Source organism: Sphingopyxis sp. 22461 (assembly GCF_052044915.1).
Classification (GTDB): Bacteria; Pseudomonadota; Alphaproteobacteria; order Sphingomonadales; family Sphingomonadaceae; genus Sphingopyxis.
Genome location: NZ_JBQENY010000006.1, coordinates 63,977 through 89,546, shown reverse-complemented (window position 1 = coordinate 89,546; position 25,570 = coordinate 63,977). Strand labels below are relative to the sequence as shown.

The 25,570-nt window shown below is 65.8% G+C and carries 14 protein-coding genes; 8 read left to right on the top strand and 6 right to left on the bottom strand.

What is annotated here, in order from left to right; all coding sequences use genetic code 11:
• The first annotated feature begins 1 nt into the window (after position 1).
• From ACTJI5_RS11325 to ACTJI5_RS11310, 4 genes are read left to right on the top strand one after another with little or no spacing between them, the layout of a single operon-like run.
• Positions 2-850, top strand: a complete 849-nt coding sequence (locus ACTJI5_RS11325) for an FAD:protein FMN transferase (RefSeq protein WP_440860383.1) — start codon at positions 2-4, stop codon at positions 848-850.
• Entirely contained in the window at positions 843-2,108 is a 1,266-nt protein-coding gene (locus ACTJI5_RS11320; RefSeq protein ID WP_310252518.1) for a Gfo/Idh/MocA family protein, read from the top strand. Before ACTJI5_RS11325 ends, ACTJI5_RS11320 begins: the two co-directional genes overlap by 8 nt.
• Before the next feature lie 14 nt (positions 2,109-2,122).
• Positions 2,123-3,292, top strand: a complete 1,170-nt coding sequence (locus ACTJI5_RS11315) for a Gfo/Idh/MocA family protein (RefSeq protein WP_440860382.1) — start codon at positions 2,123-2,125, stop codon at positions 3,290-3,292.
• Positions 3,293-3,334: 42 nt separating this feature from the next.
• A complete protein-coding gene (locus ACTJI5_RS11310; RefSeq protein ID WP_440860381.1) occupies positions 3,335-4,069 on the top strand; it encodes a FadR/GntR family transcriptional regulator in 735 nt (244 codons plus the stop codon).
• 24 nt (positions 4,070-4,093) lie between these two features.
• Here ACTJI5_RS11310 and ACTJI5_RS11305 read toward each other — a convergent pair whose 3' ends face one another.
• Positions 4,094-5,101: a sugar kinase gene (locus ACTJI5_RS11305; protein WP_440860380.1), complete on the bottom strand. Its 1,008-nt coding sequence runs from the start codon at positions 5,099-5,101 to the stop codon at positions 4,094-4,096.
• 659 nt (positions 5,102-5,760) lie between these two features.
• Between ACTJI5_RS11305 and ACTJI5_RS11300 the strand changes: the two genes are divergently transcribed.
• Genes ACTJI5_RS11300 through ACTJI5_RS11290 form a run of 3 tightly spaced genes read left to right on the top strand, consistent with a single transcriptional unit; the run spans position 5,761 to position 9,808 of the window.
• Positions 5,761-7,074, top strand: coding sequence for an MFS transporter (locus ACTJI5_RS11300; RefSeq protein ID WP_440860379.1), 1,314 nt, complete (start codon positions 5,761-5,763; stop codon positions 7,072-7,074).
• Entirely contained in the window at positions 7,071-8,483 is a 1,413-nt protein-coding gene (gene uxaC / locus ACTJI5_RS11295; RefSeq protein WP_440860378.1) for a glucuronate isomerase, read from the top strand. The genes ACTJI5_RS11300 and uxaC overlap by 4 nt, the downstream gene beginning before the upstream one ends.
• A complete protein-coding gene (locus tag ACTJI5_RS11290; protein ID WP_440860377.1) occupies positions 8,480-9,808 on the top strand; it encodes a mannitol dehydrogenase family protein in 1,329 nt (442 codons plus the stop codon). The genes uxaC and ACTJI5_RS11290 overlap by 4 nt, the downstream gene beginning before the upstream one ends.
• A gap of 125 nt (positions 9,809-9,933) precedes the next feature.
• Here ACTJI5_RS11290 and manD read toward each other — a convergent pair whose 3' ends face one another.
• The 4 genes from manD to ACTJI5_RS11270 form a co-directional block, all read right to left on the bottom strand.
• Positions 9,934-11,142, bottom strand: coding sequence for a D-mannonate dehydratase ManD (manD, locus tag ACTJI5_RS11285; protein ID WP_440860376.1), 1,209 nt, complete (start codon positions 11,140-11,142; stop codon positions 9,934-9,936).
• 221 nt (positions 11,143-11,363) lie between these two features.
• On the bottom strand, positions 11,364-14,312 hold the full coding sequence (locus ACTJI5_RS11280) for a TonB-dependent receptor (protein WP_440860375.1): 2,949 nt from the start codon (positions 14,310-14,312) through the stop codon (positions 11,364-11,366).
• 355 nt (positions 14,313-14,667) lie between these two features.
• Positions 14,668-16,062, bottom strand: a complete 1,395-nt coding sequence (locus ACTJI5_RS11275; protein WP_440860374.1) for an HlyD family type I secretion periplasmic adaptor subunit — start codon at positions 16,060-16,062, stop codon at positions 14,668-14,670.
• Entirely contained in the window at positions 16,059-18,212 is a 2,154-nt protein-coding gene (locus tag ACTJI5_RS11270) for a type I secretion system permease/ATPase (protein WP_440860373.1), read from the bottom strand. Before ACTJI5_RS11270 ends, ACTJI5_RS11275 begins: the two co-directional genes overlap by 4 nt.
• A gap of 247 nt (positions 18,213-18,459) precedes the next feature.
• Between ACTJI5_RS11270 and ACTJI5_RS11265 the strand changes: the two genes are divergently transcribed.
• Positions 18,460-23,271: a beta strand repeat-containing protein gene (locus ACTJI5_RS11265; RefSeq protein WP_440860372.1), complete on the top strand. Its 4,812-nt coding sequence runs from the start codon at positions 18,460-18,462 to the stop codon at positions 23,269-23,271.
• Between the two features lie 8 nt (positions 23,272-23,279).
• Here ACTJI5_RS11265 and ACTJI5_RS11260 read toward each other — a convergent pair whose 3' ends face one another.
• Positions 23,280-25,373, bottom strand: coding sequence for a calcium-binding protein (locus ACTJI5_RS11260; RefSeq protein WP_440860371.1), 2,094 nt, complete (start codon positions 25,371-25,373; stop codon positions 23,280-23,282).
• Positions 25,374-25,570: the final 197 nt, after the last annotated feature.

Genomic DNA, 25,570 nt, shown 5'->3' with positions numbered 1-25,570 from the left:
CATGACCGACGTTGTGCGCTTTGCTTCGATGGGGACGCGCGTCGAACTGCATCGGTTCGGTGCGGGTGACGACGACGCGTTGACGGCGGCGCAGCGCGCGATCGAGGCGGTCGACGATGCGTTGACGATCCATCGCCCCTCGGCAACGACCGCGCTCAACGAACGCCTGATAGCGGGGCAGGGGGCTGCCATCGACGATGCGCTGCTGTTCGAAGCGCTGGTCACGATCGAGGAGTTGCACGCCTCGACGCTCGGGCTGTTCGATCCCGCGGCCGACCGCCGGTTCGCGTCGGCGGGATGGAGCGCCATCGCATTTGATCGCGGCGCCGCGCGGATCGAGATATCGCAGCCCGTCGCGCTCGATTTCGGCGGATTCGGCAAGGGCTTCGCGCTCGATCGCGCCTGCGCCGTCTTGCGCGAGAAGGGTGTCGTATCGGCGTGCCTGTCGGCCGGGGAAAGTTCGATTGCCGTCGTCGGCGAACACCCGCTTGGCGGCGGCTGGCCGTTCGCGATTGCACACCCGCTGCGCCCCGACGAGATTCTGGTCGAACTCGAACTCACCGACGAATCCGTATCGATCTCGTCGACCGTCGGTGCGGGGACGAACGCGCCGGAACGCGCCGCGATGATACGCCCGACCGATGCCACCATCGTGTCTGCGCCGCGCTGCACGGTTGCCGTCGACCGGCTTGGCGCGCATGCCGAGGCGATGAGCACCGCTTTGCTCGTCGCCGATGAAGATCAGGCGGAGCGCTTGCTGAACGGCGACCGGACGCGCCGTTTTCTATTCGATTTTCTCCGGGGAGCGGCGATCCCCGATCAATCTGCCAGGATGAGTTTTAATGACTGACAATGATTTCGACCTGTCACGGCGATCGTTCATCGATCGCGTGCTGATGGCGACAGCTGGCGCGGGGATGGCCGCAGCGGCGCCCTGGGCAAGCACAGCCGCCCTCGCCGCACCGGTGGCAAAGGGCGATCGCGTACGGCTGGGGGTGATCGGCACGGGCGATCGCGGTCGGGGACTGATCCAGAATATCGCCAAGACCCGCAACTGCACCGTGGCGGCGATCTGCGACAATTTCGAGCTGCATCTGGCAAAGGGGCGCGCGCTGGTCGATGCGTCGACGCGTGCCTTCACCGATCACCGGGCGATGCTCGATGCGGGCGGTCTCGATGCGGTGGTGATCGCGACCCCGCTCGACCTTCATAAACAGCAGAGCTTCGATGCGTTCGATGCGGGGCTTCATGTGTGGTGCGAAAAGGCGATGGCGCGCACGATCGACGATTGTAGCGCGATGGTGAAACGGTCGCAGGACAGCGGCAAGGTGCTGCAGATCGGCCATCAGCGCATGTTCAAACCCACCTATCTGAACGCGGTCCGCCGCGCGAAAGAGGGCGAAATCGGATCGCTTACGCAGATCCGCGCCAGCTGGCACCGGCAAAGCAGCTGGCGCCGGCCGGTTCCCGCCGGGGCTACCGACCGCCAGATCAACTGGCGCCTGTATCGCGACAGCTCGGCGGGGTTGATGACCGAACTGGCGACGCACCAGATTCAGGTCAGCAACCTGTTCTTCGACGCCGTACCGACCCGCGTGATGGGATCGGGCAGCATCTGTTTCTGGAAGGACGGGCGCGAGGTCTATGACCATGTCGCGCTGATCTATGAATATGCGGGGGGCCGCAAACTGATCTACACCTCGCTGCTGAACAATGCGCGTTACGGCTGCGAAGAGCAGATTCAGGGCAGCAAGGGGACGATCGAACCCGAACTCGGTCGCATTTACAAGGAACTGCCGCCGAAAGAGCTGGCGCTGCTACGGATGCAGGCCGACGTGGCGAGCGGGAAAAAACGTGCGGTCCCGATCGGCGGGGCGACCTGGTTCGCCGAGCTTCCTGTCACGACCCCCGGGGAGCCGCTTGGCTGGGGCGAATATGACGAGACGATGCTGCAGTTCGAGGGCTTTGGCGAGGCGGTGCGGACGGGCAAGCCGCTGCCCGGCCTGTTGTCGCAAGCCTATTATGCGAGCGTCGCGTCGCTGCTTGGCGAGCAGGCGATGGACAGCGGTCAAATACTGGCCTGGCCGACGTCGCTGATCGCTATCTGAAGAAGGAACAAGCCATGACCGATACCAACCGGCGCGATCTTCTGGGCCTTGGCCTGACCGCGGGGCTGGCCGCGGGCTTCGCGGCCGATGCGCTGGCGCAGTCCGCGGCGCGCGGCGATGCGCCGACCGAGGGCGCACCCGCACGCCCGGCGCCGGAAGCGAAATATCGCGTGCCATTCGCGGTGATCGGGCTCGATCATAATCACATCTATGGCATCACTGACGCGGTGATCCGGGGTGGCGGCGTTCTCACGACCTTCCATGCGACCGATCCCAAACAGATTGCGATGTTCCGCGCGCGCTATGGCGATATCGCGCTCGCGCGGTCCGAAGACGAGATTCTGGGCAATCCCGCGATCAAGCTGGTCTGCAGCGCGGCGATTCCGGGGCTGCGCGCGCCGCTGGGCATCCGCGTCATGCGCGCAGGCAAGGATTATCTCAGCGACAAGGCGGCGATTACCTCGCTGAAGCAGCTGGCCGATGTTCGCCGTGCGATCAAGGAGACCGGCCGCAAGTTTGCGATCATGTATTCCGAACGACTGGAAGTGCCCGCGGCGGTCATGGCGGGCCAGCTTGTCCACGACGGCGCGATCGGGCGCGTCATCCAGACGGTCAACCTCGCCCCGCATCGACTGGCCGCGGCATCCCGCCCCGACTGGTTCTGGGACACGGCGCGCAACGGCGGGATCCTCACCGATATCGGCAGCCATCAGGCCGATCAGTTCGTCTATCTGACGGGCAGCAAGCGTGCGCATGTCGTCGCATCGCAAACCGGCAATTTTGCGCATCCCGAACGTCCGGCGTTCGAGGATTTCGGCGATATGGTGCTGAGCGGCGACGGCGGCACCGGCTATGTTCGCGTCGATTGGTTCACGCCCGATGGTTTGCCGACCTGGGGCGATGGCCGTCTCTTCATTCTGGGCACCGAAGGTTATATCGAGCTCAGGAAATATGTCGATATCGCCGGCCGGCCCGGCGGAAATCACCTGCTTATCGCCGACCGGAAGGGTGTTCGGTATCTGGACTGCTCCAAAGTGCCTCTGCCATTTGGCCCGCAGTTCGTCACCGACATCGTCGAAGGGACATCGGTGGCGCAAGATCAGGAGGGAGCGTTGCTCGCCGCCGAACTGGTGCTGACGGCGCAGGCGCATGCCAAGCCCGCTCGGCAACAAGCGACCTTGTAACGCATAGGCCAACAAGATAGCGGTTTCCTCATGGGGAATGGCATGGAATCAAAACGGCTCTACGAACGCGTATCCACCGATATCGCGGCCAAGATCGAGGCGGGGGAATATCCGATCGGTACGCGTTTGCCGTCGGAGCGGCAACTCGCCCAGTCCTATGACGTATCGCGGCCGACGGTTCGCGAGGCGATCATCGCGCTCGAGGTCGACGGGATGGTCGAAGTGCGCAAAGGATCGGGCGTCTATGTGACGGCAATTTCGCATGCCGATGTTGACGGCCCCTCCGCCGACGTCGGTCCCTTCGAACTGCTCGAAGCGCGCCGTCAGATCGAGGGGGAGGTTGCCGCGCTCGCGGCCGGACGGATCACCGACGAACAGCTTGCGGAGCTTCGTACGCTCGTAAAAGCGATGGGCGATGCCGGCGGCGACAGCGCGCGCGCCGAGGTGGCCGACCGCCAGTTCCACGAACTGATCGCCAGCGCGAGCCTGAACAGCGCTTTCGTCGCGGTCGTGGAATCGCTGTGGGACATGCGCGCGCGCTCTTCGCTCTATCGTCTGCTCAGCAGCAAGGCGCATATCGCGGGGGTGACCCCGAGCGTTGCCGAGCATGAGGATATTGTCCTCGCGCTGGAAGCGCGCGATCCAGCGGCGGCGCGCGCCGCGATGCAAAAGCATCTGGCGCGCGCGCTCGAAGCGCTGTTGGAGGCAACCGAAGTGCACGAGGTCGAACTGGCCCGAAAGCGGGTCGCCGATGAACGGAGCCGCTACACCCAGTAATCCGGCTATACCCTTTGCCTATCCCTATCGCCTGACATCGAAACCCTCGCTCAGGAAGGCTTCGATATCGGATCGCCCGAACAGGCTCGCATCGCCGGGAAGCGAATGCTTCAGCGCGGCGAGCGCCAGTCCGGTCTGCGCCGCAACCGCGATGGATTGGTCGCGCAGCAGCGCATCGAACACGCCCGCGGCGAATGCGTCGCCGGTGCCGATGCGGTCGACGATACCGGCCACCCTGATCTCCTCGGTCTGGGCGAAGTCGTCGCGCGTATCGATCCGCGCGGCGAGGCGGTGATGGTCCACATCCTCGACATGGCGCGCGGTCGAGGCGATCAGCGCCAGCTTGGGAAAGGCATCAAATGCCGCGTCCGCCGCGGTCCGTCGACGCGCCGGCCCGTCATCGCCGAAATCGCGGCCGAGCAGGAGCGCGATGTCGCGATGATTGCCGAACATGATATCGGCCAGGCCGACCAGCCGGGACAGGATGGCCCTGGCATCACCGTCCCAGCTTTCCCACAGGCGCGCACGATAATTGCCGTCGAACGAGACAGGAATAGCAAGCCGCGTCGCGGCGTCTGCGGCAGCGAAGGCCGCTGCCGTTCCGCCGGGGCCCAGCGCCGGGGTGATTCCCGACAGGTGCAGACGGCCGGCGCCGGCGAGGAGCCGATCCCAGTCCCAGTCCGCTGCGGGGGCGTCAGCGAAAGCGGAATGGGCGCGATCGTAGACTATGTTGGTAGCGCGCAAACCGGCGCCGCTCACTGCATAATAGGCCCCCATCCGTCCGGGCCGCCGCGCGACGGCCGAACAATCGACGCCGTGCCCCCGCAGCGCGGCGACGGCGGCGTCGCCGAGCGGATCGTCGGGCACGGCGCTGACGATCGCCGTGTCGTGGCCGAGCCGCGCGAGCGCGGTTGCGACATTGGCCTCGGCGCCGCCGATCCAGACGTCGAGCCGCGGCGTCTGGAGCAGAAGTTCGCGCCCCGGGGGCGACATGCGCAGCAGGATTTCGCCAAAGGCGACAAAGCGTCCCATGTTGGTCAGTTCCTTTCGGTCGGAATCCCGGCCGCGCCGGGCATCGTCCCGGCGGGTAGCCGGTCCGCTCATATCGTCCTCTCCAGGTTCGACCTGCTTCTTCCGGCCCGTCGGCTTGGAGCATGTGCAAGCCTATTTGGTATGGCCAATTTTGACAATCGCTTTTTTATCGCCTCATGACGGGGGCTATGCGAAACCCCGAAAATGCTCGTTTTCATTCAATATGGCCAATTTGGTCGTCGAAAAATTCTCTCCCATTCTATAAAATTACGCCAACATAGCTAGGTTTCGGCTGTGGGTCGATCCATATGGCCTGTTGGCATTTCCGGAAAATATGTGACAAGCCACTTATTGCAATCGGTCTGACCAATCTCTATAGGTGTTGCATAGAGGGGCGCGGAAAGCGTCCGGACTGTTGTGGAGAATGTGATGCGGGCCTTCATTTTCGATAGCGCATGGCGCGGCCTTTGATCGGCGGAGCCTTGCTGCCTGAGGGAGCCTCCGGCGCGCTCGCTCCGGCCCAGGGCGCGCCCGACGCGACGGCGGGCGACATCATCGGTACTGCGCAGAAACGCGAGCAGAACTTCTAGCCATCCCCAGCCTTGCCGGGGTTCGTTCGGACGGATCCCGGCATTTTTCTGATGCCACGGGAGAGACATATGACGCAGGCCATTGCAGCAGGATCGGCGCCGCCGGTGCCCAGGACGGGGCGCTATCGCTGGCTGATCGTCGCGCTGCTGTTCGCGGCCACGACGGTCAATTATATCGACCGCACGATGCTCGGCCTGCTGGCGCCCGTTCTCGGTGAGGAGATGCGGTGGAGCGAGAATGACTATGGCAACATCGTCATGGCATTTCAGGCCGCCTATGCGCTCGGCTTTCTGCTGATGGGCTGGCTGATCGACCGCTTCGGACCCAAGATCGGCTACAGCATTGCGATCGCCATCTGGACGATCGGCCATGTCGCCCATGGTTTCGCGGGGTCGATCGCCTCTTTCATGGCCGCGCGTGTCGTCCTCGGCGTCGGCGAGGCGGGGCATTTTCCCGCCGTCGTCCGCGCGTCGAGCGAGTGGTTTCCCCAAAAAGAGCGCGCTTTTGCGATCGGCTGGGTTAACAGCGCGACGACGATCGGGGTCATTCTGACCGCGCCGACGATCTGGCTGTTCATGGTCTGGGCGGGTTTCGACTGGCGTCAGACCTTCATCTACACCGGCGTATTTGGCGCTCTCCTGCTGATATTGTGGCTGTGGCTCTACAGCAATCCGCGTGAGAGCGGGAAGGTCAGCGATGCCGAGCTCGCGTGGATCGAGCATGATCCGCCCGAGCAGGTCGCGCGCCTCGGCTGGTCGAAAATCGTCACCAAGCGCGAAGCATGGGCCTTTGCGGTCGCCAAATTCCTCATCGATCCGGTCTGGTATCTGATGCTGTTCTGGCTGCCCAAATATTTCGCCAGTACCTATGATGTCGACCTCAAGGTCGTGCTGCTGCCGATGATCGTCATGTACCTGCTCTCCGACGTCGGCAGTATCGCGGGCGGCTGGCTCTCCTCGAAGCTGATCCAGCGCGGGCGCACCCCCAATTTCGCGCGCAAGCTGACGATGGTGATCGCCGGTTGTTTCGTCCTGCCGCTGTTGTTCGTCACGGGCCTCGACAATATGTGGCTGGCCATCGTCCTGATCGGTCTCGCGCTCGCCGGGCATCAGGCCTTTTCGTCGACGCTCCTCTCGATCCCGCCCGACATGTTCCCCAAACGCGCGGTCGGGTCGGTGATCGGACTTGGCGGCTTCATGGGCGGCATCGGCGGGATGATCATGGCCAAGTCGACCGGGCTGGTGCTCGACGCGACAAACGGCAATTACACGATCATCTTCGCCGTGTGCACGACGGTCTATTTCCTCGCCGTGCTGGCGCTCCATCTCCTGAGTCCGCGCCTGACGCCGGTCACTGTCGAAAGCGAAGGCACCCCCGCATGACCCGCCCGTTTCAGCTTCATCCCGATCGCCTGTTCCCGTCCGATCTCGCGCAGCGCGATATTTGCCGGCGCCTTTATGCCGAGGTTGCCGACCTGCCGATCGTCAGCCCGCACGGGCACACAGACCCAAGCTGGTTCGCGGGCAACGCATCGTTCGGCAATGCCGCCGAGTTCCTGTTGCATCCCGACCATTATGCGTTCCGGATGCTCTATTCGCAGGGCATTTCGCTCGACGCGTTGGGGATCCGCAACAAGGCGGCCGGCCCCCGCGAGAGCTGGCGGCTGTTCGCCCAAAACTATCATTTGTTCCGCGGCACGCCGACGCGGATGTGGATGGACTGGGTCTTCGCCGAGGCTTTCGGGTTCGATGTGCAATTCTCGGGCGAGACGTCGGACCTCTATTACGACCGGATCACCGAGGCGCTCGCGACCGATGCCTTCCGCCCGCGCGCGCTGTACGACCGGTTCGGGATCGAGGTGATCGCAACGACCGAAAGCCCGCTCGATACCCTCGAGCACCACGCGGCCGTTCGCGCCGCCAACGCCAGCGGCGAATGGCTGGGTAAGGTGATCACAGCCTATCGCCCCGATCCCGTGATCGATCCCGAGTTCGAGGGCTTTCGCGATAACCTCAAACGCTTCTCCGACCTCTCGGGCGAGGATGCCTTCAGCTACGCGGGCTACCTCGCCGCGCATCGCAATCGCCGCGCCTTCTTCGCCGAGATGGGCGCGACCTCGACCGACCATGGCCATCCGACCGCGGCGACCGCCGACCTGTCGGACGCCGAGGCTGAAGCCTTGTTCGCGCGCGTTACCGGGGACAGCGTGAGCGGCGCCGATGCCGAGCTATTCCGCGCGCATATGCTGACGGTGATGGCGGGGATGAGCCTCGACGACGGGCTCGTCATGCAGATCCACCCGGGCAGCTTCCGCAACCACAACCCGTGGCTGTTCGACCACTATGGCCGCGATAAGGGCGCCGATATCCCGACCGCGACCGACTATGTCCACGCGCTGCGCCCATTGCTTGGGCGTTATGGCAACGAAGCCGCGCTGACGATCATCCTCTTTACATTGGACGAGACAAGTTATGCGCGCGAACTCGCGCCGCTCGCGGGCCATTATCCGGCGCTGAAGCTCGGCCCGGCCTGGTGGTTCCACGACAGCCCCGAAGGGATGCGGCGCTTTCGCAGTCAGACCACCGAGACGGCGGGCTTCTACAATAGCGTCGGTTTCAACGACGATACGCGCGCCTTCCTGTCGATCCCCGCCCGCCACGACGTCGCGCGGCGCATCGACTGCGGCTTCCTTGCGCAGCTCGTGGCAGAGCATCGCATGGAGGAGTGGGAAGCCGCCGAACTCGCGGTCGACCTCAGCTACAATCTCGCCAAGGCCGCGTACAAGCTGTGAGGCTGTCGGCGCAAACGAAGCTTCCGGCGTCGGTGCAGGCGCCGGGCTATGATCGTACCGCGCAGGCGGCGGGCATCGTCCATATCGGCATCGGCGCCTTCCACCGCGCGCATCAGGCGGTGTACACCGACGATGCGATGGGCGCGGGGGATCGCGACTGGGGCATCATCGGGGTGTCGCTCCGTTCAGGGGACGTCGCGGCACAGCTGAACCCGCAGGATGGGCTTTACACGGTCAGCACACGGAGCGTCGCCGGAACCGAAATACGATTGATCGGCGCGGTCCAGCAGGTGCTCGTCGCTTCCGACAATCCGCAGGCCGTGGCCGATGCGATTGCGGCACCGACGACGCGCATCATCAGCTTCACGGTCACCGAGAAGGGCTATCTGCGCCGGGCCGATGGCTCGCTCGATCTGGCTGCGGCGGCCGGCGGTTCCAGCCTCTATCGCTTCGTCGCGGCAGGGCTCGGGGCGCGCCAGGCCGCGGGCCTGCCCGGGCTGACGCTGCTCAGCTGCGACAATCTGGCGGGCAATGGCGCGGTGCTGCGCCGGCTGATGCGTGACTATCTCGCCGCTTGTCATCCCGACCTTTCGGCGTGGTTCGACAGCGAATGCCGATGCCCGGCGACGATGATCGACCGCATCGTCCCCGCGACCACCGATGCCGACCGCGCCGCCGTCGAAGCCGTGCTCGGCGTCCGCGACGAGGGCGCGGTGGTCACCGAGGCGTTCAGCCAATGGGTTATCGAGGATGATTTTGCCGGCCCGCGGCCGCGCTGGGAACAGGTCGGCGCCGAACTGGTTGCCGACGTCGCGCCCTATGAGACCGCCAAACTGCGCATGCTCAACGGCGCGCATTCGGCGCTCGCCTATATCGGGCTCGGGAAAGGCCACGATTTTGTCCATCAGGCGATCGCCGACCCGGCGATCCGGCCAGTGATCGAACGACTGATGCGCGAGGAAGCCGCACCGACGATCGACGCCGCGCCGGGGCAGGACCTCTCGGCCTATGCCGACGCCCTGCTCGACCGTTTCGCCAATCCCGCGCTGAACCACCGGCTGATCCAGATCGCGATGGACGGCAGCCAGAAGATTCCGCAGCGCTGGCTCGAAACGCTCGCCTGGCACCAGCACCGTGGGCAGCGTTGCCCTTCGCTCGAGGCTGCGATCGCTGCATGGATCGCTTTCCTGCGCAGCGACCATACGATCGACGATCCGCTTGGCGATAAGCTACGCGAAGCGGTCGCAGCTCCCGATGCAACGCAAAGGCTGTTCGGTGAAGGCGCGCTGATCGCCTCCGAGTGGCGGCCCGAAAGCCTAGCCTAATTCCGTCATCCCGGCGAAGGCCGGGATCTCGTCGTCGAAATATGATGCACCGGCGAGATCCCGGCTTCCGCCGGGATGACGATTAGTTTGGCACCAGCACCCCGGCTCTCCCGCACCTCAACAGATCACCAGTTGAACATCGTTCCGTCTTCGAGCCGGGCGACGGGCAGATAGGCGGGCTGATAGGGATATTTTGCCGCCAGCTTCTCGTCGATGTCGACGCCGTGCCCCGGGGCATCGCCCGCATACATATATCCCTGCTCGAAACGGTAGTTGTGCGGGAAAACTTCGTCGGTCTCGGGCGTGTGGCGCATATATTCCTGGATCCCGAAATTGGGGACCCAGCTATCGAAGTGGAGCGCCGCGCCCATGCACACGGGCGACAGGTCGGTCGCGCCATGGCTGCCGGTCTTGATCTGATAGATCGCGGCGAGGTCGGCGATCCGCCGCAAATGCGTGATTCCGCCGGCGTGGACCACGGTCGCGCGGATATAGTCGATCAGCTGGTTCTGGATCAGGTCCTTGCAGTCCCAGATCGTGTTGAAAATCTCGCCGACGGCCAGCGGGGTCGTCGTATGCTGGCGAATGAGTTTGAACGCTTCCTGATTTTCCGCCGGCGTCGCATCTTCGAGCCAGAATAATTTTGCGGGCTCCAGCGCCTTGCCGAGTTGGGCGGCTTCGATGGGGGTCATCCGATGATGGCCGTCATGGAGCAGGTGATGCTCGAACCCATAGGTGTCGCGGATTTTTTCGAATAATTTGGGGATGTGGTCGAGATATTTCTTCGTATCCCAGATCGTCAGCGACGGCAGCGCGGCGTCGGCGGGCTCATAGAACAGCTTGCCGCGGCCGACGCCATAAGCGTCCTTGATCCCCGGAACCCCCGATTGTGCGCGAATGGCCTTATATCCGAGGTCGATATAATGGCCGACGGCATCGACGGTTTCGGCAATGTCGGCGCCATTGGCATGGCCATAGACCATCACGCCGTCGCGGCTCTTTCCGCCGAGCAGGTCGTAGATCGGCATGCCCGCCATCTTGCCCTTGATATCCCAAAGCGCCGTGTCGACCGCCGCGATCGCCGACATGGTGACAGGGCCGCGCCGCCAATAGGCGCCGCGATAGAGATACTGCCAGATATCCTCGATCCGGCGCGGATCCATCCCGATCAGGCACGGGATGACATGGTCTTCGAGATAGGAAACGACAGAGAGCTCGCGCCCGTTCAGCGTCGCATCGCCGATTCCGAAAACCCCCTGATCGGTCTCGATTTTCAAGGTCACGAAATTGCGCCCCGGACATGTCACGATGACGCGGGCAGACTGGATCTTCATGCTATTTTCCTGTTCTCGTTTCGGGGAGCCGATCGGCTGCTCCCATTGCTCATAGCATCTGCCTTACCATTTTCAATAAAATTGGTAATACCAATTATGACAATTTATGGACCGGTTTTAACCTGGTTTCCGCCGCGCGCACGAGAGCGGTCCTAGCCCGCAACATATCGCCGCGAGCATAGTCGGAAAACCGACCGATGCTCACGGCGACAGGGAGAAGCTCAGAACTGGAAATTGACTGCCAGGCTGAACGTGCGGCCGAAATAGGAGGTGTAGAGCGGGTCTTTCCGCGTGGTGTCGGTGTAGAGGCGATTGGTTTCGTTGGTGATGTTCGACACCTCGGCGATGAGCTTGATATTTTCGTTGATGTTGTACGAGGCCGAAGCGTCGACGAAGATCGAGCTCGCATTGACGTTCGCGTCGCTGTCGGTCGGACCCGGGACGCCGGTGAGGAAGGCCGCCCGATAGTTGACCGTCGACCGGACGCTGAATTTATCGTCCTCATAATAGAGCGTGGCGCTGGCGGTTTCCGGCGAGAGACCGACGAGAGGCGCCCTGCGCGTGAGGGTCGGCGAGATGATGTAATTGATGCTCGAGCGCACCCGCGTGAAGTTGGCGAGCAGGCCGAAATTGCTGAGCGCGCCGGGCAGGAAACGGAACGGCAGCTGGAGGTTCGCCTCGAACCCGCGCAGCGGCCCGCCGTCGGTGTTGTTGCTGCGTGTCACGCTGAACAGTTCGTCGGGCGTGATGCCCGTGCCCGTGCCCTCCAGCAGCGACAGCGGGAGCCCGAGATCGCGGAACGGCACCAGCTGGTTAGTATTCTGGATATAGGTTTCGATATTCTTGTAGAAATAGGCGACCGACAGCAGTGAACCGGGCGCGAAATACCATTCGAGTGCGGCGTCGATCGTGTTGGCCCGGATCGGATCGAGATAGGGGTTGGTGATCGAGGCGGTGCGGATCACGATGTTCGCGCTGCCGCTGGGGATGAGCTGCCCATAGGACGGGCGCGACATCACGCGCGCCGCGGAGAAACGCGCGATAAGGTCGGGCGTGACGTCGAGCGCGAGGTTTATCGACGGCAGCCATTCATCATAGCTACGCTCCACCGTCGAGATCACATATCGCGTGGGATAGGGCGACCCGGCCGGCGCGGCGGTGGGGATCGGCCCATATGTGTCGAAGCTGGTGCGGACATAGCGGACGCCGGCATCGCCGCGCAGCGCGAATGGCAAGACGTCTTCGGTGTCGAACTTCACCATGGCATAGCCCGACGTATATTTCTCGTCGACCCCGCCATAGGTGCCCTTGGCGCACTCCAGGTTGCAATATTGATAGCTGCTGAAGTTCACCGCTTCGCGGAACTTGTCCGGATCGATCGCGAGGAAATCCTGCATCTGGCCGTTCAGATTCTTGCCGATGTTCTTCGTCACGAAGGTGATGTCGGCGAGCGACACGCCGGCGGGGAGCACCTGCGGCAACGACTGGGCGGGGATCAACTGCCGCTCGCGCGCGGTATATTTGTTGGTGCGATACTGGCCACCCACCTGAATGGTGAAGTTCGGCGCCGCCTCCCACTCGGCGTTGAGTTCGAAGGTCTTGCTGACGATCGTATTTTTACGGATGAAGCTCGAAATCTGACCGCGCTGCGTGCCGTCGGCCAGCGGCGGGCCAAACAGGAAATTGCCCGGATTGGTCAGGTCGATGCCGTAACCGATCTTCGGGACATCCGGATTATCGCGAAAGTCGATCGAAAAATTATCGGTGTCGTTCGAATCCATCGCGACCTGGAGGCGGTCGACGTTCAATTTGGAATCGTTGATGCCGGCCAGGCCGAAGACGCGGAACGTGTCGGAGAAGCGATGGTCGAAGTTGAGGTTCACCTGGCGGAAGGTCGAGGTGAAACGCTCGTCCTGCATTTCCGATCGCAGGTCGACGCCGTCCCACAGGCCATGGATCAGCGACCCGTTGTCGTCGACTTCGATGTCGCGGATCGACATCATCGGCTGGCCGTTGTTCGAGGCGGTGCGGCCCATCGAGCGCGCATCGAGCATCGTGTCGAGACGATTGACCTTGAAGCGCGAATACAGGCCGTCGAGCGAGATATCGGTGTCGTCGGTGGGTTTCCACTGCAGCGTCAGCGACCCGGCCATACGCTCCTGATTCTGGCTGCCCTTCACCGGACGGGGCAGGCGCGGCAGGAACACCCCGCCACCCGGGCGGCCCGACACGCCCGTGCGGCTCATGATATAATCATAGGCTTCCTTGGTGCTGGTGCGGGGGTTGCCGGCGCTGCAGTTGTTGGCGTCGGCGCCGACCGGGGTGCCGCCATTGGCATAGCCCGGCGCGGGGCTGTTCACCGGTACGCCGCCAAAAGTGTAGCCGACGGGCGTGCAAAAGGGAAAGATGATGCCGCCCTGCGACTGCCCGGCGACGTAGGACGGCAGGATGTCGACCGCCGAATAGGCGTATTCGTCGATGTGGCGCTTCGAATAGGCGAGGCTGGCGAGCACGCCGAATGTGTCGCCGAACTGCTTGGAAACGAGCGCGGACAGGCGCGGATCGGCCTTTTTGCTGATGTCGTTGTAGATTCCGCGCGCCGTGCCCGAGAAGACGAAGTCCTCCTTCTGGTCGAACGGCCGGGGTGCGCGCAGGTCGACCGTCGCGCCGAGCGAGCCTTCCTCGACGTCGGCGGAGGTCGTCTTGCGGACCGAAAGCGCGGAGAAGATTTCGGTCGGGAAGGTCACGAAGTCAAACGAGCGCCCCGTTGCGACGCCGCCGCGGATATCGCTGCCGCTGACCTGCGAGGTGCCCTCCATCCCGTTGATCCGCACGCGGGTGAATTGTGCGCCGAGACCGCGAACCGAGATATTGCGCCCCTCGCCGCCATCGCCGCGCGACAAGGCGACGCCAGGAATGCGCTGCATCGATTCGGCGAGGTTGGAATCGGGAAATTTGCCGATGTCTTCGGCGACGATACTATCGACCGCCGCGGTTTCCTGTCGCTTCAGGTTCAGCGCGCTATTTAGCGAACCACGGAAACCGGTGACGATGATCTCTTGCGTATCGGCTGGGGGGGATTCGGTGTTCTCGGCTGTCGGACTGGTTTGTTCGGCCGGTGCCTGCGTAGCCGTCTGGCCATGGGCCGGCGACATGATCAGCAAGCTCATCAGACTCGTTGAAATAAGCAGGCGGCGCCTGCTGCAGCTCTCGCGACTCATTCTTCTCTCCCTTCGGCCTGCACCAAGATCCGTCGCCCTTTTGTGATCAGGGCGACCGATTTGACGTCGTGTGTCCTGTTGCCGGATAGACTTGTCAGTCCAATTTGGCAAGAGTGCCTTACCAATTATCGGAATGACGGGGATTATGCGCAGATTTCGCGCGTATAGACGGCCGCCATCGCGCGTTCGGGACATTTGGTCAGGCCAATATCGGCCCCGTGGAACAGGCCGGCCCGCATTAACGTGGGGGCTCCATGATGCCGTGCGTCGTCGGCGCTTCCCTCTCTTCAGAGGGGAGAAGGCGTTAGCGCTCCCGCGCCGCCGTCGTGCGGATCTCGTCGATCGGGCTCAACAGATAGGAGGCGAGCGAGCGGCGGCCGGTGCGGATGTCGGCGGTGACCGCCATGCCGGGGGTGAGGGGGATCGCCCTACCATCGCGCACGATCGTTGCGCGGTCCAGCGTCACCCGCGCGGTGTAGATCAGCCCGCGCTTCTCGTCCTGCACCGCGTCCGAGCTGATCTGCTCGAGCCTGCCCGGCACCGCGCCGTAGCGCGTGAAGGAAAAGGCTTCGACCTTGAGCGCGACGGGTTGGCCGGCGCGGACGAAGCCGACATCCTTGTTGGCGATCGCCACTTCGGCAACCAGCTTCCCGCGTGCCGGCACGATCACCATGATCGGCTTTGCCGCCTCGACGACGCCGCCGACGGTGTGGACGGCGAGCTGCGTGACCGTGCCGTCGACGGGGCTGACGAGGCGTTGGAGGCTGCTGCGTTTCGTCGCCTTGGTCAGCTCCTCCTGGCGCAGCCGTGCGTCGCTCTCGGCCTTGGCGAGATCGGCGAGGATGCGCGCGCGCGCCTCGGCGGTGGACTGGCTCGAATTGCCGCCGGCCACCGCGATCTGCGCCTCCGCCTTGCGTGCGGTGGCGAGCGCGGCATCGCGGTCGCGCGCGGCGACGAGGCGCTGGCGGCGCATCTCGATCACGCGCAGCTTCGAGACATAGCCCTTTTCGAGCAGCGTCTCGTTGGCGGCGATCTGCTCGTCGAGCAACGGCAGGGTCTCAGCGAGCTTGTCGGCCTGGATCTGCGCCTCGGCGCGGGCGGCGCGGGCGGATTCGGTGTCGGCGGCACGCGTCTGGCTACCCGCCCGGATCTCGGCGAGCTGGGCGCGGGCGAGCGCGATCTGGGTGGCGGCGACGTCGGCCGTGGTGCCGGCGGGTGGGGTGAAGCGCAGGCCCTGGCCGTCGAGTGCGGACAATATGGCGCGCAGCCGTGCGGCATCGAGCATGGCGGTTTCCAGCGCCTTGCCGGCTTGCGCCGTGTCGGCATCCGAGACGGTGGGATCGAGCTCGACCAGCGGCTGACCGGCGCGGACGCGCTGGCCGTCGCGGACCAATATGGCGTGAACGATCCCCGCCGCGCCGGGCTGGATCAGCTTGACGTCGTCGGCGGGGACTAGCTTGCCCGGCGCCGAGGCGACGACGTCGACGCGGCCAAGGACGAGCCAGAGCAACGCGACGGCGAACAGGCCGAGCAATAGCCAGGAAGTGACCCGCGCGGTCGGCGACACGGGGCGCTCGACCACTTCGAGCGCGGCGGGAAGGAAGTCGGTCTCCTCGGTGCGCAATATCCCGCGCGACCGCGCGCGTTCATTGTCGAGCGCGTCGCGAACGGCGGTCCAGTGGCGCGTGAGCGCGGTCATGCCGCGGCCCCCGCCTGAACGCCGATCTGACGGTGATGGAGCGCGGCATAGCGGCCGCCGAGGCGAAGCAGCTCGTCATGCGTGCCGCTCTCCACGATCCGTCCCCTGTCGAGCGTCAGGATGCGGTCGCACTGGCGGATCGCCGAGAGGCGGTGCGCGATGATCAGCACCGTACGGCCGGCGGCGATCGCCTTGAGGTTGCGCTGGACGATCTCCTCGCTCTCGGCGTCGAGCGCCGAGGTCGCCTCGTCGAGGATCAGGATGCGCGGATTGGTGATCAGCGCGCGCGCGATGGCGAGGCGCTGGCGCTGGCCTCCGGAGAAATTGACGCCGCGCTCCTCGACGATCGTGTCATAGCCGCGCGGCAGCTCCAGAATGAAGTCGTGCGCGCCGGCGAGGCGGGCGGCGGTCATCACCCGCTCGATCGGCGTGACGGGATCGGCGAGCGCGATATTTTCGCGGATCGAGCGGTTGAACAGGATATTCTCCTGCAACACCACGCCGATCTGACGGCGCAGCCAGGCGGGATCGATCTGGGCGATGTCGACGCCGTCGATCAGCACGCGGCCGCTGGCCGGCAGATAGAGACGCTGGAGCAATTTGGTGAGCGTCGACTTGCCCGAGCCCGAGGCGCCGGCGATGCCGAGCGTCGCGCCGGCGGGCAGATCGAGGTCGATGTCGTCGAGCGTCCACGGGCCTTCGGCGGCATAGCGGAAGCGGACGGCCTCGAAGCGGACATGGCCGGCGAGCGCAGGCAAAGTTGTGCGCGATCCGGCGCCGGGTTCGGGGCCGCTATTGAGGATGTCGCCGATCCGCTGGACCGAGAGGCGGACCTGCTGGAAGTCCTGCCACAGCTGCGCCATGCGGATCACCGGGCCGGAGACGCGCTGCGCGAACATGTTGAACGCGACCAGCCCGCCGATGGTCAGCGCGCCGGCGATCACCTGCTGCGCGCCGAAGAACAGGATCGCGGCGAGGCTGAGTTTCGAGATGAGCTGGACCGCCTGGCTTCCCGAATTGCCGAGGTTGATCACGCGCTGGTTGGCGGCGCTGTACGCGGCGAGCTGGCGTTCCCAGCGGTCCTGCCATTGCGGCTCGACCGCCGCGGCTTTGAGCGTCTGCATGCCCGAGACGCTCTCGACGAGCAGCGCGTTGTTGGCGGCGCCGCGCGCGAACTTCTCGTCGAGCCGGCGGCGCAAGGGGCCGGTGACGACGAGCGAGACGATCACATAAGCGGGGAGGGTGAGCGCGACGATGGCGAAGAGGAGCGGTGAATAGAGGTACATCGCGACGAGGAAGACGATCGTGAACAGCGGATCGACGAGTACGGTGAGCGAGGCGCTGGTCATAAATTCGCGCACCGTCTCCAGCTCGCGGACGCGGGTCACCGTGTCGCCGACGCGGCGATTCTCGAAATAGGCAAGCGGCAGCCGGAGCAGGTGGCGGAAGAGGCGGCTGCCCAGCTCGACGTCGAGCTTCTGGCTCGTCTCCGAATAGAGCCGGGTGCGCAGCCAGCCGAACGCGACTTCCCACAGCGAGACGACCACCAGCCCGATGCTGAGCACCTGCAGCGTTGCCAGGCTGTTGTGCGCGAGCACCTTGTCGACGACATTCTGGAAGAAGAGCGGCGCGGCGAGGCCGAGCAGGTTGAGCGCGAGGGTGATCAGCAGCACCTCGCCGATCAGCTTTCGATATTTGACGATCTGGGGGACGAACCAGGTCATGTCGAAGGCGGGCGCCGCGACTTGCGCGGCGTCGCGGGTGGCGACGAGGAGCAGCGCGCCCGACCAGCGGGCCTCCAGCGCGGCGCGGTCCCATCGCTCGATTTCGGCACCGGGGCGCTGGATCGCCACGGCATCCTCGCCGACGCGGCCGATCACGAACCAGCCCTCGGCGCCGGTCGCCATCACAGGCATGGGCAGGCGTCTCAATCGCTCGAAATCGGCGGTCGTGGCGCGGGCGCGGACACCTTCGATGCGCTTGGCCAAGCGTAGCAGATCGGATGCCGTGACAGGGTCGGCATGGCCGAGATCATGGCGCAGCTCGGCCGGGTCTGCGACGATGCGGTGCATGGCGAGGATCAGGGCGAAGGCCGCGAGCCCGTCGTCCGCGGGCGGCTGCGACGTCCCGAGGGACAGGTCCTGCTGCACGGTGGATCTCCGATCGGATTCTTGAGGCGTTGACAATCTGCGGGGTGCGGCAACGTGAAGCGTCCGGCGCGAACCTTGGTAGCGGCCAAAGTCTGGAGAGCGAAGGCGCGGTGGCTCCGGTCGTCGGAGCAAAGGGGCGATTCGGCGTTCGCAGATGCAGCATATGGTTGACCCGGGTGCCGTCGCGGGCTGTTTGGTCGCGATTGCGCGGGGGGTGTCTTTTCAGGCTTATGACGGGAACCTTGCCATGCCGACCCTCTACATCTCACCGACCGGCAGCGGTTCGGGCGACGGCTCGAGCGCCGCGAACGCCGCGACGCTGAAGGACCTGCCGCAGCTGATCGCGGCGGCGGGACCGGGTGGGCAGGTGCTGCTGCTCGCCGACCAAGGGGCCTATACCGCGCCGACCGGGGCGCTGGCGATCGTCGCGGGCGGGACGGCGAGCGCGCCGGTGACGATCCGCGGGGTCGATGGTGCGGGCAATGCGATGGCGGCGACGATCGCCGGCACCCGGACCGAGCCGTTCGATCCGGCCAGCCCCTCGGGCGAGGAGGTCTTCCGCCTGCTCGGCGGCGCGAACAATCTGCGCTTCAGCGACCTTGCCTTTGAGAATGTCGGCACGGCCTTTCGTGTCGGCGCGGACGTGCGCAACCTCACGATCGAGCATGTCGACGCCGCGAACGTTTCGCGCTTCTTCGACAATATGGTCTCGGGGGCCAACGCCAGCGCGACGATCACCGGCCTGACGATCCGTGACGTCGCCGTCGATGGTTATTCCAAGGGCGCGATCCGCGTCCAGTATGACAGCAGCAACGTGCTGATCGAGGATGTGCGCGGCGACAGCCAGTTCCAGGATGGCGACAATTTCGCGATCGGCATTCACATCACCGGCACCGCGCACGACGTGACGATCGATCGCGTCGCCATGCGCAACGCGCTCGACACGGTGAACGACTATCGCAACGGCGACGGTTTCGCGACCGAGCGCGGCACCTATAACGTCACGCTGCGCGATGTGATCGCCACGGGCAACAGCGATGGCGGGCTCGACCTGAAGAGCGATAACATCGTCGTCGACGGCGCGATCGTCTCGGGCAATGGCCGTAACATCCGACTGTGGGGAACGGGCGCGCAGCTGAGCAATATCGTCAGCCTCGACGCGGGCGCGCCGCTGGCGGGCGGCAATCGCGAGCATATCTGGCTAGCCGAGGGCGCGAGCGCGACAATCGACGGGGCGTTCTTCTCCGATCCCGGTTCGCCGACTTTGTTCAACCTTGCCGAGAGGAATGGCGCGCTGACGGTGCGGGACTATGGCCTCGCTACCGGTGCGGGCACGGTGACCTTGAAGAAGGGCACGGGATCGGTGCTGACGCTGGACGGGCAGCGCGTCGTGGTCGCGGCGGGGACTGCGGGTGACGACTTGATCGGCGGCACGGCGGACGCCGATGTGCTGATCGGCGGCGCGGGCAACGACATGCTGGTCGGCAATGCCGGCGATGATGTGCTGACCGGCGGTTCGGGCGCGGACATATTGGTCGGCGGCGCCGGACGCGATCTGCTTAGCTACGCAGGTAGCGATGCTGGGGTGCAGGTCGACCTGATACGGCTCTCCGCCAGCGGCGGCGATGCTGCGGGCGATCTGTTCGACGGGTTCGAGGATGTCGAGGGTTCGGCCTTTGCCGATGTGCTGGCGGGGGACGCGGGCGCGAACCGGCTGTTCGGCGGTGCGGGCGACGACGCGCTTTCGGGCGGTGCCGGCGATGACCTGCTCGACGGCGGCGCGGGCGCGGACCTGCTCGATGGCGGTGCCGGGATCGATCGGGTCGATTATGGCAGCAGCGGCGCGGGCGTGGTCGTCGACCTCGCCAATGGCGCGGCGAGCGGCGGCGAGGCGGCGGGTGACCGGCTGATCGGGATCGAGGGGGTCAAAGGCTCGGGCTTTGCCGATACGCTTTCGGGCAATGACGGCGCGGACTGGGTCGGCGGGGGCGCGGGCGACGACCGGATCGACGGACGCGGCGGCGACGATCTGCTCGTCGGCGGTGCAGGTGCCGACACGCTGATCGGCGGCGCCGGGTTCGACAGCGCGGACTATTCGGGCAGCGACGGGGCGGTCACGATCGACCTTGTCGCCGGCACCGGCAGCGGCGGCGACGCCCAGGGCGACCGGCTCCAGGGGGTCGAGCGGCTGATTGGCTCGGGCTTCGGCGATGTGCTGACCGGCGACGGCTTCGACAATGTGCTGATCGGCGGGGCTGGCGCGGACCGGCTGACCGGCGGCGCCGGGATCGACACCGCCGATTATGCGGCGAGCGGCGCCGCGGTGAACGCGGTGTTGGGCGGCACCGGCAGCGGCGGCGATGCCGAGGGCGATGTGCTGGCGGGGATCGAGAATCTGGTCGGCTCGGGCTTTGGCGACGTGCTGGTCGGCGATGGCGCGGCCAATGCGCTGTCGGGCGGCGACGGGGACGACCGGCTGGCCGGCAAGGGCGGGGCGGACCGGCTCGACGGCGGCGCGGGCACTGACGTTGCGGACTTTTCGACCAGCGCGGGCGCGGTGACGGCGGACCTTGCGGCGGGCACGGCTTCGGGCGGGGTGAGCCTCGTCGCGATCGAGGGCCTGATCGGCTCGGCGTTCGCCGATGTGCTGAACGGCGATGCGGGCGACAATCTGCTGGTCGGCGGCAAGGGCGCGGACCTGATCAATGGGCGCGACGGCCTCGATACCGCCGACTATTCGGGCTCGGCGGCTGCGGTGCAGGTCGATCTTGCCCTGTCGGTACAGGGCGGCACCGGCGATGCCGCGGGCGACCGGCTGATGAGCATCGAGGCGCTGGTCGGCTCGGCGTTCGACGATGTGCTGGCCGGGGTGGGGGCTGACGAGGCGTTGTACGGCGGCGCAGGCGCGGACCGGCTCGAAGGGCGCGGCGGTGATGATCTGCTCCAAGGCGGCGCGGGCGCCGATGTGCTGATCGGTGGGGACGGTATCGATACGGTCGACTACAGCGCCAATTCGGGTGCCATCTCGATCAACCTCCAGACCGGCGCGAGCAGCGGCGGCGATGCCGAAGGCGACCGGTTCGACGGGATCGAGCATTTCATCGGCACGGGCTTCGCAGATACGATCATCGGCGATGGCGGCGATCAGATCCTCGCCGGCGGCGCGGGCGGTGACCGCATCGACGGTGCGGGCGGGTTCGACACTGTGGTCTATTCAGACAGCGCCGTGGGCGTGAAGGTCAACCTCGCCACCGGCGCCGTGTCGGGCGGCGATGCACAGGGCGACGGTCTGTCGGGGATCGAGGCGGTGGTTGGCAGCGCCTTCGCCGACACGCTGACGGGCGATGCGAACGCCAACCGGATCGAGGGCGGCGGTGGCAATGACACGCTCGACGGCGGCGCGGGCGCGGATGTGATGATCGGCGGCGCGGACGACGATAGCTATGTGGTCGACAATGCGGGCGACCAGGTGATCGAGACGGTCGGCGGCGGGCTCGATATCGTGCGCACGGGCCTGTCCTCGCTGACGCTCGCCGATGGGGTCGAGTATCTCAGCTATACCGGCACCGGCGGCTTTACCGGCACCGGCAATGCGCTCGATAACAGCCTCTACGGCAAGGCGCTGGACGACGCACTCTACGGGTTCGACGGCGACGACAAGCTGGTGGGCGGCGCGGGCGCGGACCTGCTCGACGGCGGGGCGGGACGCGACCAGGTCGACTACACCAAATCCGCTGCGATCACCGTGAACCTTGTCACCAACGTCAATCGCGGCGGCGAGGCCGACGGCGACCGGCTGGTCGGCATCGAGACCGTGATCGGCTCCAACTATTCCGACAGCATCACCGGCGGCGACGATCCGCTGCTTGGTGACATGCTCTACGGGCGCGGCGGCGACGACCTGCTGTTCGGCGGGGCAGGCGATGACCAACTCGATGGCGGCGGCGGCAACGATGTGCTGCGCGGCGGCACCGGCAACGACCTCTATGTCGTCTATGAGGCGGGCGATCAGGTGATCGAGGCGGCGGGGGAGGGGCGCGACCGCATCCGCACCGCCGCGACCAGCTACACGCTCGGCGCCAATGTCGAGGAGCTGGTCTATACCGGGACGATCGGCGCGACGATGACCGGCAACGCGCTCGACAATTTCGTCGTTGGCAGCGGGGGCGAGGATCGGCTGAGCGGTGGCGACGGCGCGGACGTGCTGCGCGGCGGCGCGGGCGGCGATCTGCTCGACGGCGGCGCGGGATCGGACACCGCGGAATATGCGGGCTCGCTCGGCGGCGTGCTGGTCAACCTGCGCGCGCAGACCGCGACCGGTGGCGATGCCATGGGCGACCGGCTGGTGAGTATCGAGAATGCGCAGGGCTCGGCCTTCGCCGATGTGCTGCTCGGCAGCGTCGGGGCCAATATACTGACCGGCGGCGAAGGCGACGACGCGCTCTCCGGCGACGACGGCAACGACACGCTGCGCGGAGGTATCGGCGCCGACCGGCTCGATGGCGGCAAGAACGAGGATATGCTCTCGGGCGAAGACGGCGACGACACGCTGTACGGCGGGTCGCAGACCGACCGGCTATATGGCGGCGCTGGCAACGATCTTCTGGTCGGCGATGCCGAATGGGTCTCGTCGCTCGCCGCCAGGGACACGCTGGATGGCGGCGAAGGCGACGACATATTGGTCGGCGACGGGATGAGCATGACCGCGAGCGGCGTCGGCGGCGCGGACACGCTGATCGGCGGGCTCGGCGACGACATATTGTACGGCGACGCGGTAACCATGGCGGCTGGCGCGCGCGGGGGCGCGGACAAGCTGACCGGCGGCGGCGGGGGCGACCGCTTCGTCTTCGCGGCCGGGTCGGGCGCCGACGAGATCACCGATTTCACGCGTGGCGGCGCCGAGGCCGACCGGATCGACCTCAGCGCTTTCGACATCGCCTATGAGGCGCTGCGCTTCACCACCAGCAGCGCGGGGGTGACGATCCAACTGAGCGCCACCGATACGATCTTCGTGCGCGGCGTCGGCGCGCTCGATCAGGCGGACTTTGTCTTTGGCTGAGGTACGCGTCAGCCAAAGACGAAATCATTGGGCGAAAACCCCTGCGCGCCGCGGACGAAGATGCTGTCGGTGCCCATGGTGATGCGGGTCCCATCCGCGCTCGTGGTGAACTTAAGTTGCTCATACGCGATGTCGAAGGCGCTGAGGTCGATATAGTCTGCGCCCGAGGCGAAATCGCTGATCTCGTCGGCGCCCGAGCCCGGCGCGAAAACGAACCAGTCGGCGCCCGTGCCGCCCGCAAGCAGGTCGTTGCCGCCGCCGCCGATCAGGTGGTCGGGGCCGTCGCCGCCATAGAGCTTGTCGGCGCCGCCGGCGACCGCCGCGGTCGTTTCGCGGCCGTCGCCATAGAGCCAGTCATTGCCGTCGCCGCCCTCCAGCGTGTCGGCGCCGCCCTTGGCGCTGTCCGTCATCACGTCGCCGTCGCCGATCAGGATGTCGTTGCCCGCGCCGCCGGTCAGCCGGTCGTTGCCGCCCCTGCCGCTGCCATAGACATTGGTCGCATCGCCGATCAGCAGGTCGGCATCGTCGCCGCCGTCGAGCCGGTCGTTGGCGCCCTGGCTGCTCAGCCATTCCTGGTCGCCGACCAGCCGGTCCGCGCCCGTGCCGCCGAAGAGCGTGTCCGACTGCCAGCCGCCGAGCAGCATATCGGCACCCGACTGGCCCCGGAGCAGATCCTCGCCATTGCCGCCCACGAGCGTATCGTCGCCCGAATTGCCGGCGATGTCGTCGCCGCCACCGAGTCCGCCCAGCGTGTCGCTGCCCGCGCCGCCGATCACCGCGTTGGCGAGTGCGTTGCCATTGCCCGTGAAATCGCCGCCGCCGCGACGGATCAGCGCCTCGATATTGCCGGCGAGCGTGTAGCTGTCCAGCGTCGTCTCGACCCGGTCGAGCCCGGCGTCGGCGGCCTCGGCGATCCGGTCGTCGGCGTGATCGACAAGAAAGATGTCGTCGCCCGCGGTGCCTTGCAGCGCATCCGCCGTGGCGGTGTCGGGCAGGGGGAGCAGCGCGATATAGTCGGTCGCGCCGGGCGAGGCCTCGCCCTGATCGACGGTCAGCGTTTCGCGGATCGTGTCGATGCCGACGAGACCGGGGAGCGAATCGCGCGTGGCGAGCGTCGAGAGTTCGGACCGGGTGATCTCGACGCCCCGCAAGGTGAGCTGCCCTTGCGAGGAGATCACCTTGGTGCGCGATCCGGCATCGTCGAAGCGCCCGCCGATCACGGTGACGTCGGCGTCGTCGTCGAGCCAGAGCTGGTTCTGCTCGGAGATGCCGCCGCGCAATACCGGGTTCAGGCCGACCGAGTCGATCAGCGTCGCCTCGTCCCAGAGGCGGTAGTTGCGGCCATTCTCCTCGCTGAGCGCCCGGACGATCAGGGTGCCGCTCGACTTGAGGTCATAACCGCCGTCGCTGTTGCCGCGCGCGACCGTGTCGATGAAGCGTATGTCATGGACGCCGCGCTCGCTCGCGAAACCGTCGCCGTTGAAATAGGCGCCGGCGGTGCTCTGGATATTCTCCATGACCACCCGGCTCAGCGTAACGTTGTGGACGGTGCCGTCGAGATGGACGCCCGCGGGCAGGTCGTCGCCCGTCTGCCCGGCCATGTCCGCCGTGACATTGTCGATCACCACATTGTTGGTGTCGTACTGGACGCGGATCGCGACCCTCGAGAAGCCGTGTATGTCGACGTCGCGGATCGTCAGCCCGGTGATCGTCGCGGTGCCCGAAGGCGCGCTGGAATAATCCTCGAAGAAGCGGCGGACATTGTTCGCGTCGACATCCTCGATATGGAGGTTGGCGAGGTCGGCGGTGACGCGGAAGGCCGTGCCGACATTGTCGATCTGCAGGTCGCGGAATATGAGATTGTCGGCGCCCGCCCCGAGCTTGAACAGCTCGTTGCCGGAGGCGTCGCCCGCCTGCCAGTCGGCCGGTCGCGAGCCGGTGAAATGCGCGGCCATGGCATTGCCGCCCGAATCGACGCCGCGCACCACCACCGACTGCCCCTCCGTCCCGCCGCGAGTGATGCCGAGGATGCCGGTGACGTTATAGTCGCCCTGGTCGGCCAGCAGCAGCACCTCGCCCCCCGGTCCCGCCCTTCCGATCATATTGTTGAGCGAACCGATGGACGCTGCGTTATTGATATCGCTGCCACTTTTGTCCCCGGAACCGGCTGGCGAGATGTACAGGCTTGGCATGGCGAACGACCCCTTGCTGTTACGACGAGGTTAACCTCGGCCAATCCGCCATGCTGCACTGCACTATGGTTAAGCCAGCGTTTAGCTGATCATCGGAGTGGTTATCG

What these genes read in the sequence shown, in the direction of transcription:
- uxaC (WP_440860378.1), top strand. Translation starts at nt 7,071, where the DNA reads ATGACCCGCCCGTTTCAGCTTCATCCCGATCGCCTGTTCCCGTCCGAT.
- manD (WP_440860376.1), bottom strand. Translation starts at nt 11,142, where the DNA reads ATGAAGATCCAGTCTGCCCGCGTCATCGTGACATGTCCGGGGCGCAAT.
- ACTJI5_RS11265 (WP_440860372.1), top strand. Translation starts at nt 18,460, where the DNA reads ATGCCGACCCTCTACATCTCACCGACCGGCAGCGGTTCGGGCGACGGC.
- ACTJI5_RS11320 (WP_310252518.1), top strand. Translation starts at nt 843, where the DNA reads ATGACTGACAATGATTTCGACCTGTCACGGCGATCGTTCATCGATCGC.
- ACTJI5_RS11275 (WP_440860374.1), bottom strand. Translation starts at nt 16,062, where the DNA reads ATGACCGCGCTCACGCGCCACTGGACCGCCGTTCGCGACGCGCTCGAC.
- ACTJI5_RS11280 (WP_440860375.1), bottom strand. Translation starts at nt 14,312, where the DNA reads ATGAGCTTGCTGATCATGTCGCCGGCCCATGGCCAGACGGCTACGCAG.
- ACTJI5_RS11260 (WP_440860371.1), bottom strand. Translation starts at nt 25,373, where the DNA reads ATGATCGGAAGGGCGGGACCGGGGGGCGAGGTGCTGCTGCTGGCCGAC.
- ACTJI5_RS11305 (WP_440860380.1), bottom strand. Translation starts at nt 5,101, where the DNA reads ATGGGACGCTTTGTCGCCTTTGGCGAAATCCTGCTGCGCATGTCGCCC.
- ACTJI5_RS11315 (WP_440860382.1), top strand. Translation starts at nt 2,123, where the DNA reads ATGACCGATACCAACCGGCGCGATCTTCTGGGCCTTGGCCTGACCGCG.
- ACTJI5_RS11300 (WP_440860379.1), top strand. Translation starts at nt 5,761, where the DNA reads ATGACGCAGGCCATTGCAGCAGGATCGGCGCCGCCGGTGCCCAGGACG.
- ACTJI5_RS11310 (WP_440860381.1), top strand. Translation starts at nt 3,335, where the DNA reads ATGGAATCAAAACGGCTCTACGAACGCGTATCCACCGATATCGCGGCC.
- ACTJI5_RS11325 (WP_440860383.1), top strand. Translation starts at nt 2, where the DNA reads ATGACCGACGTTGTGCGCTTTGCTTCGATGGGGACGCGCGTCGAACTG.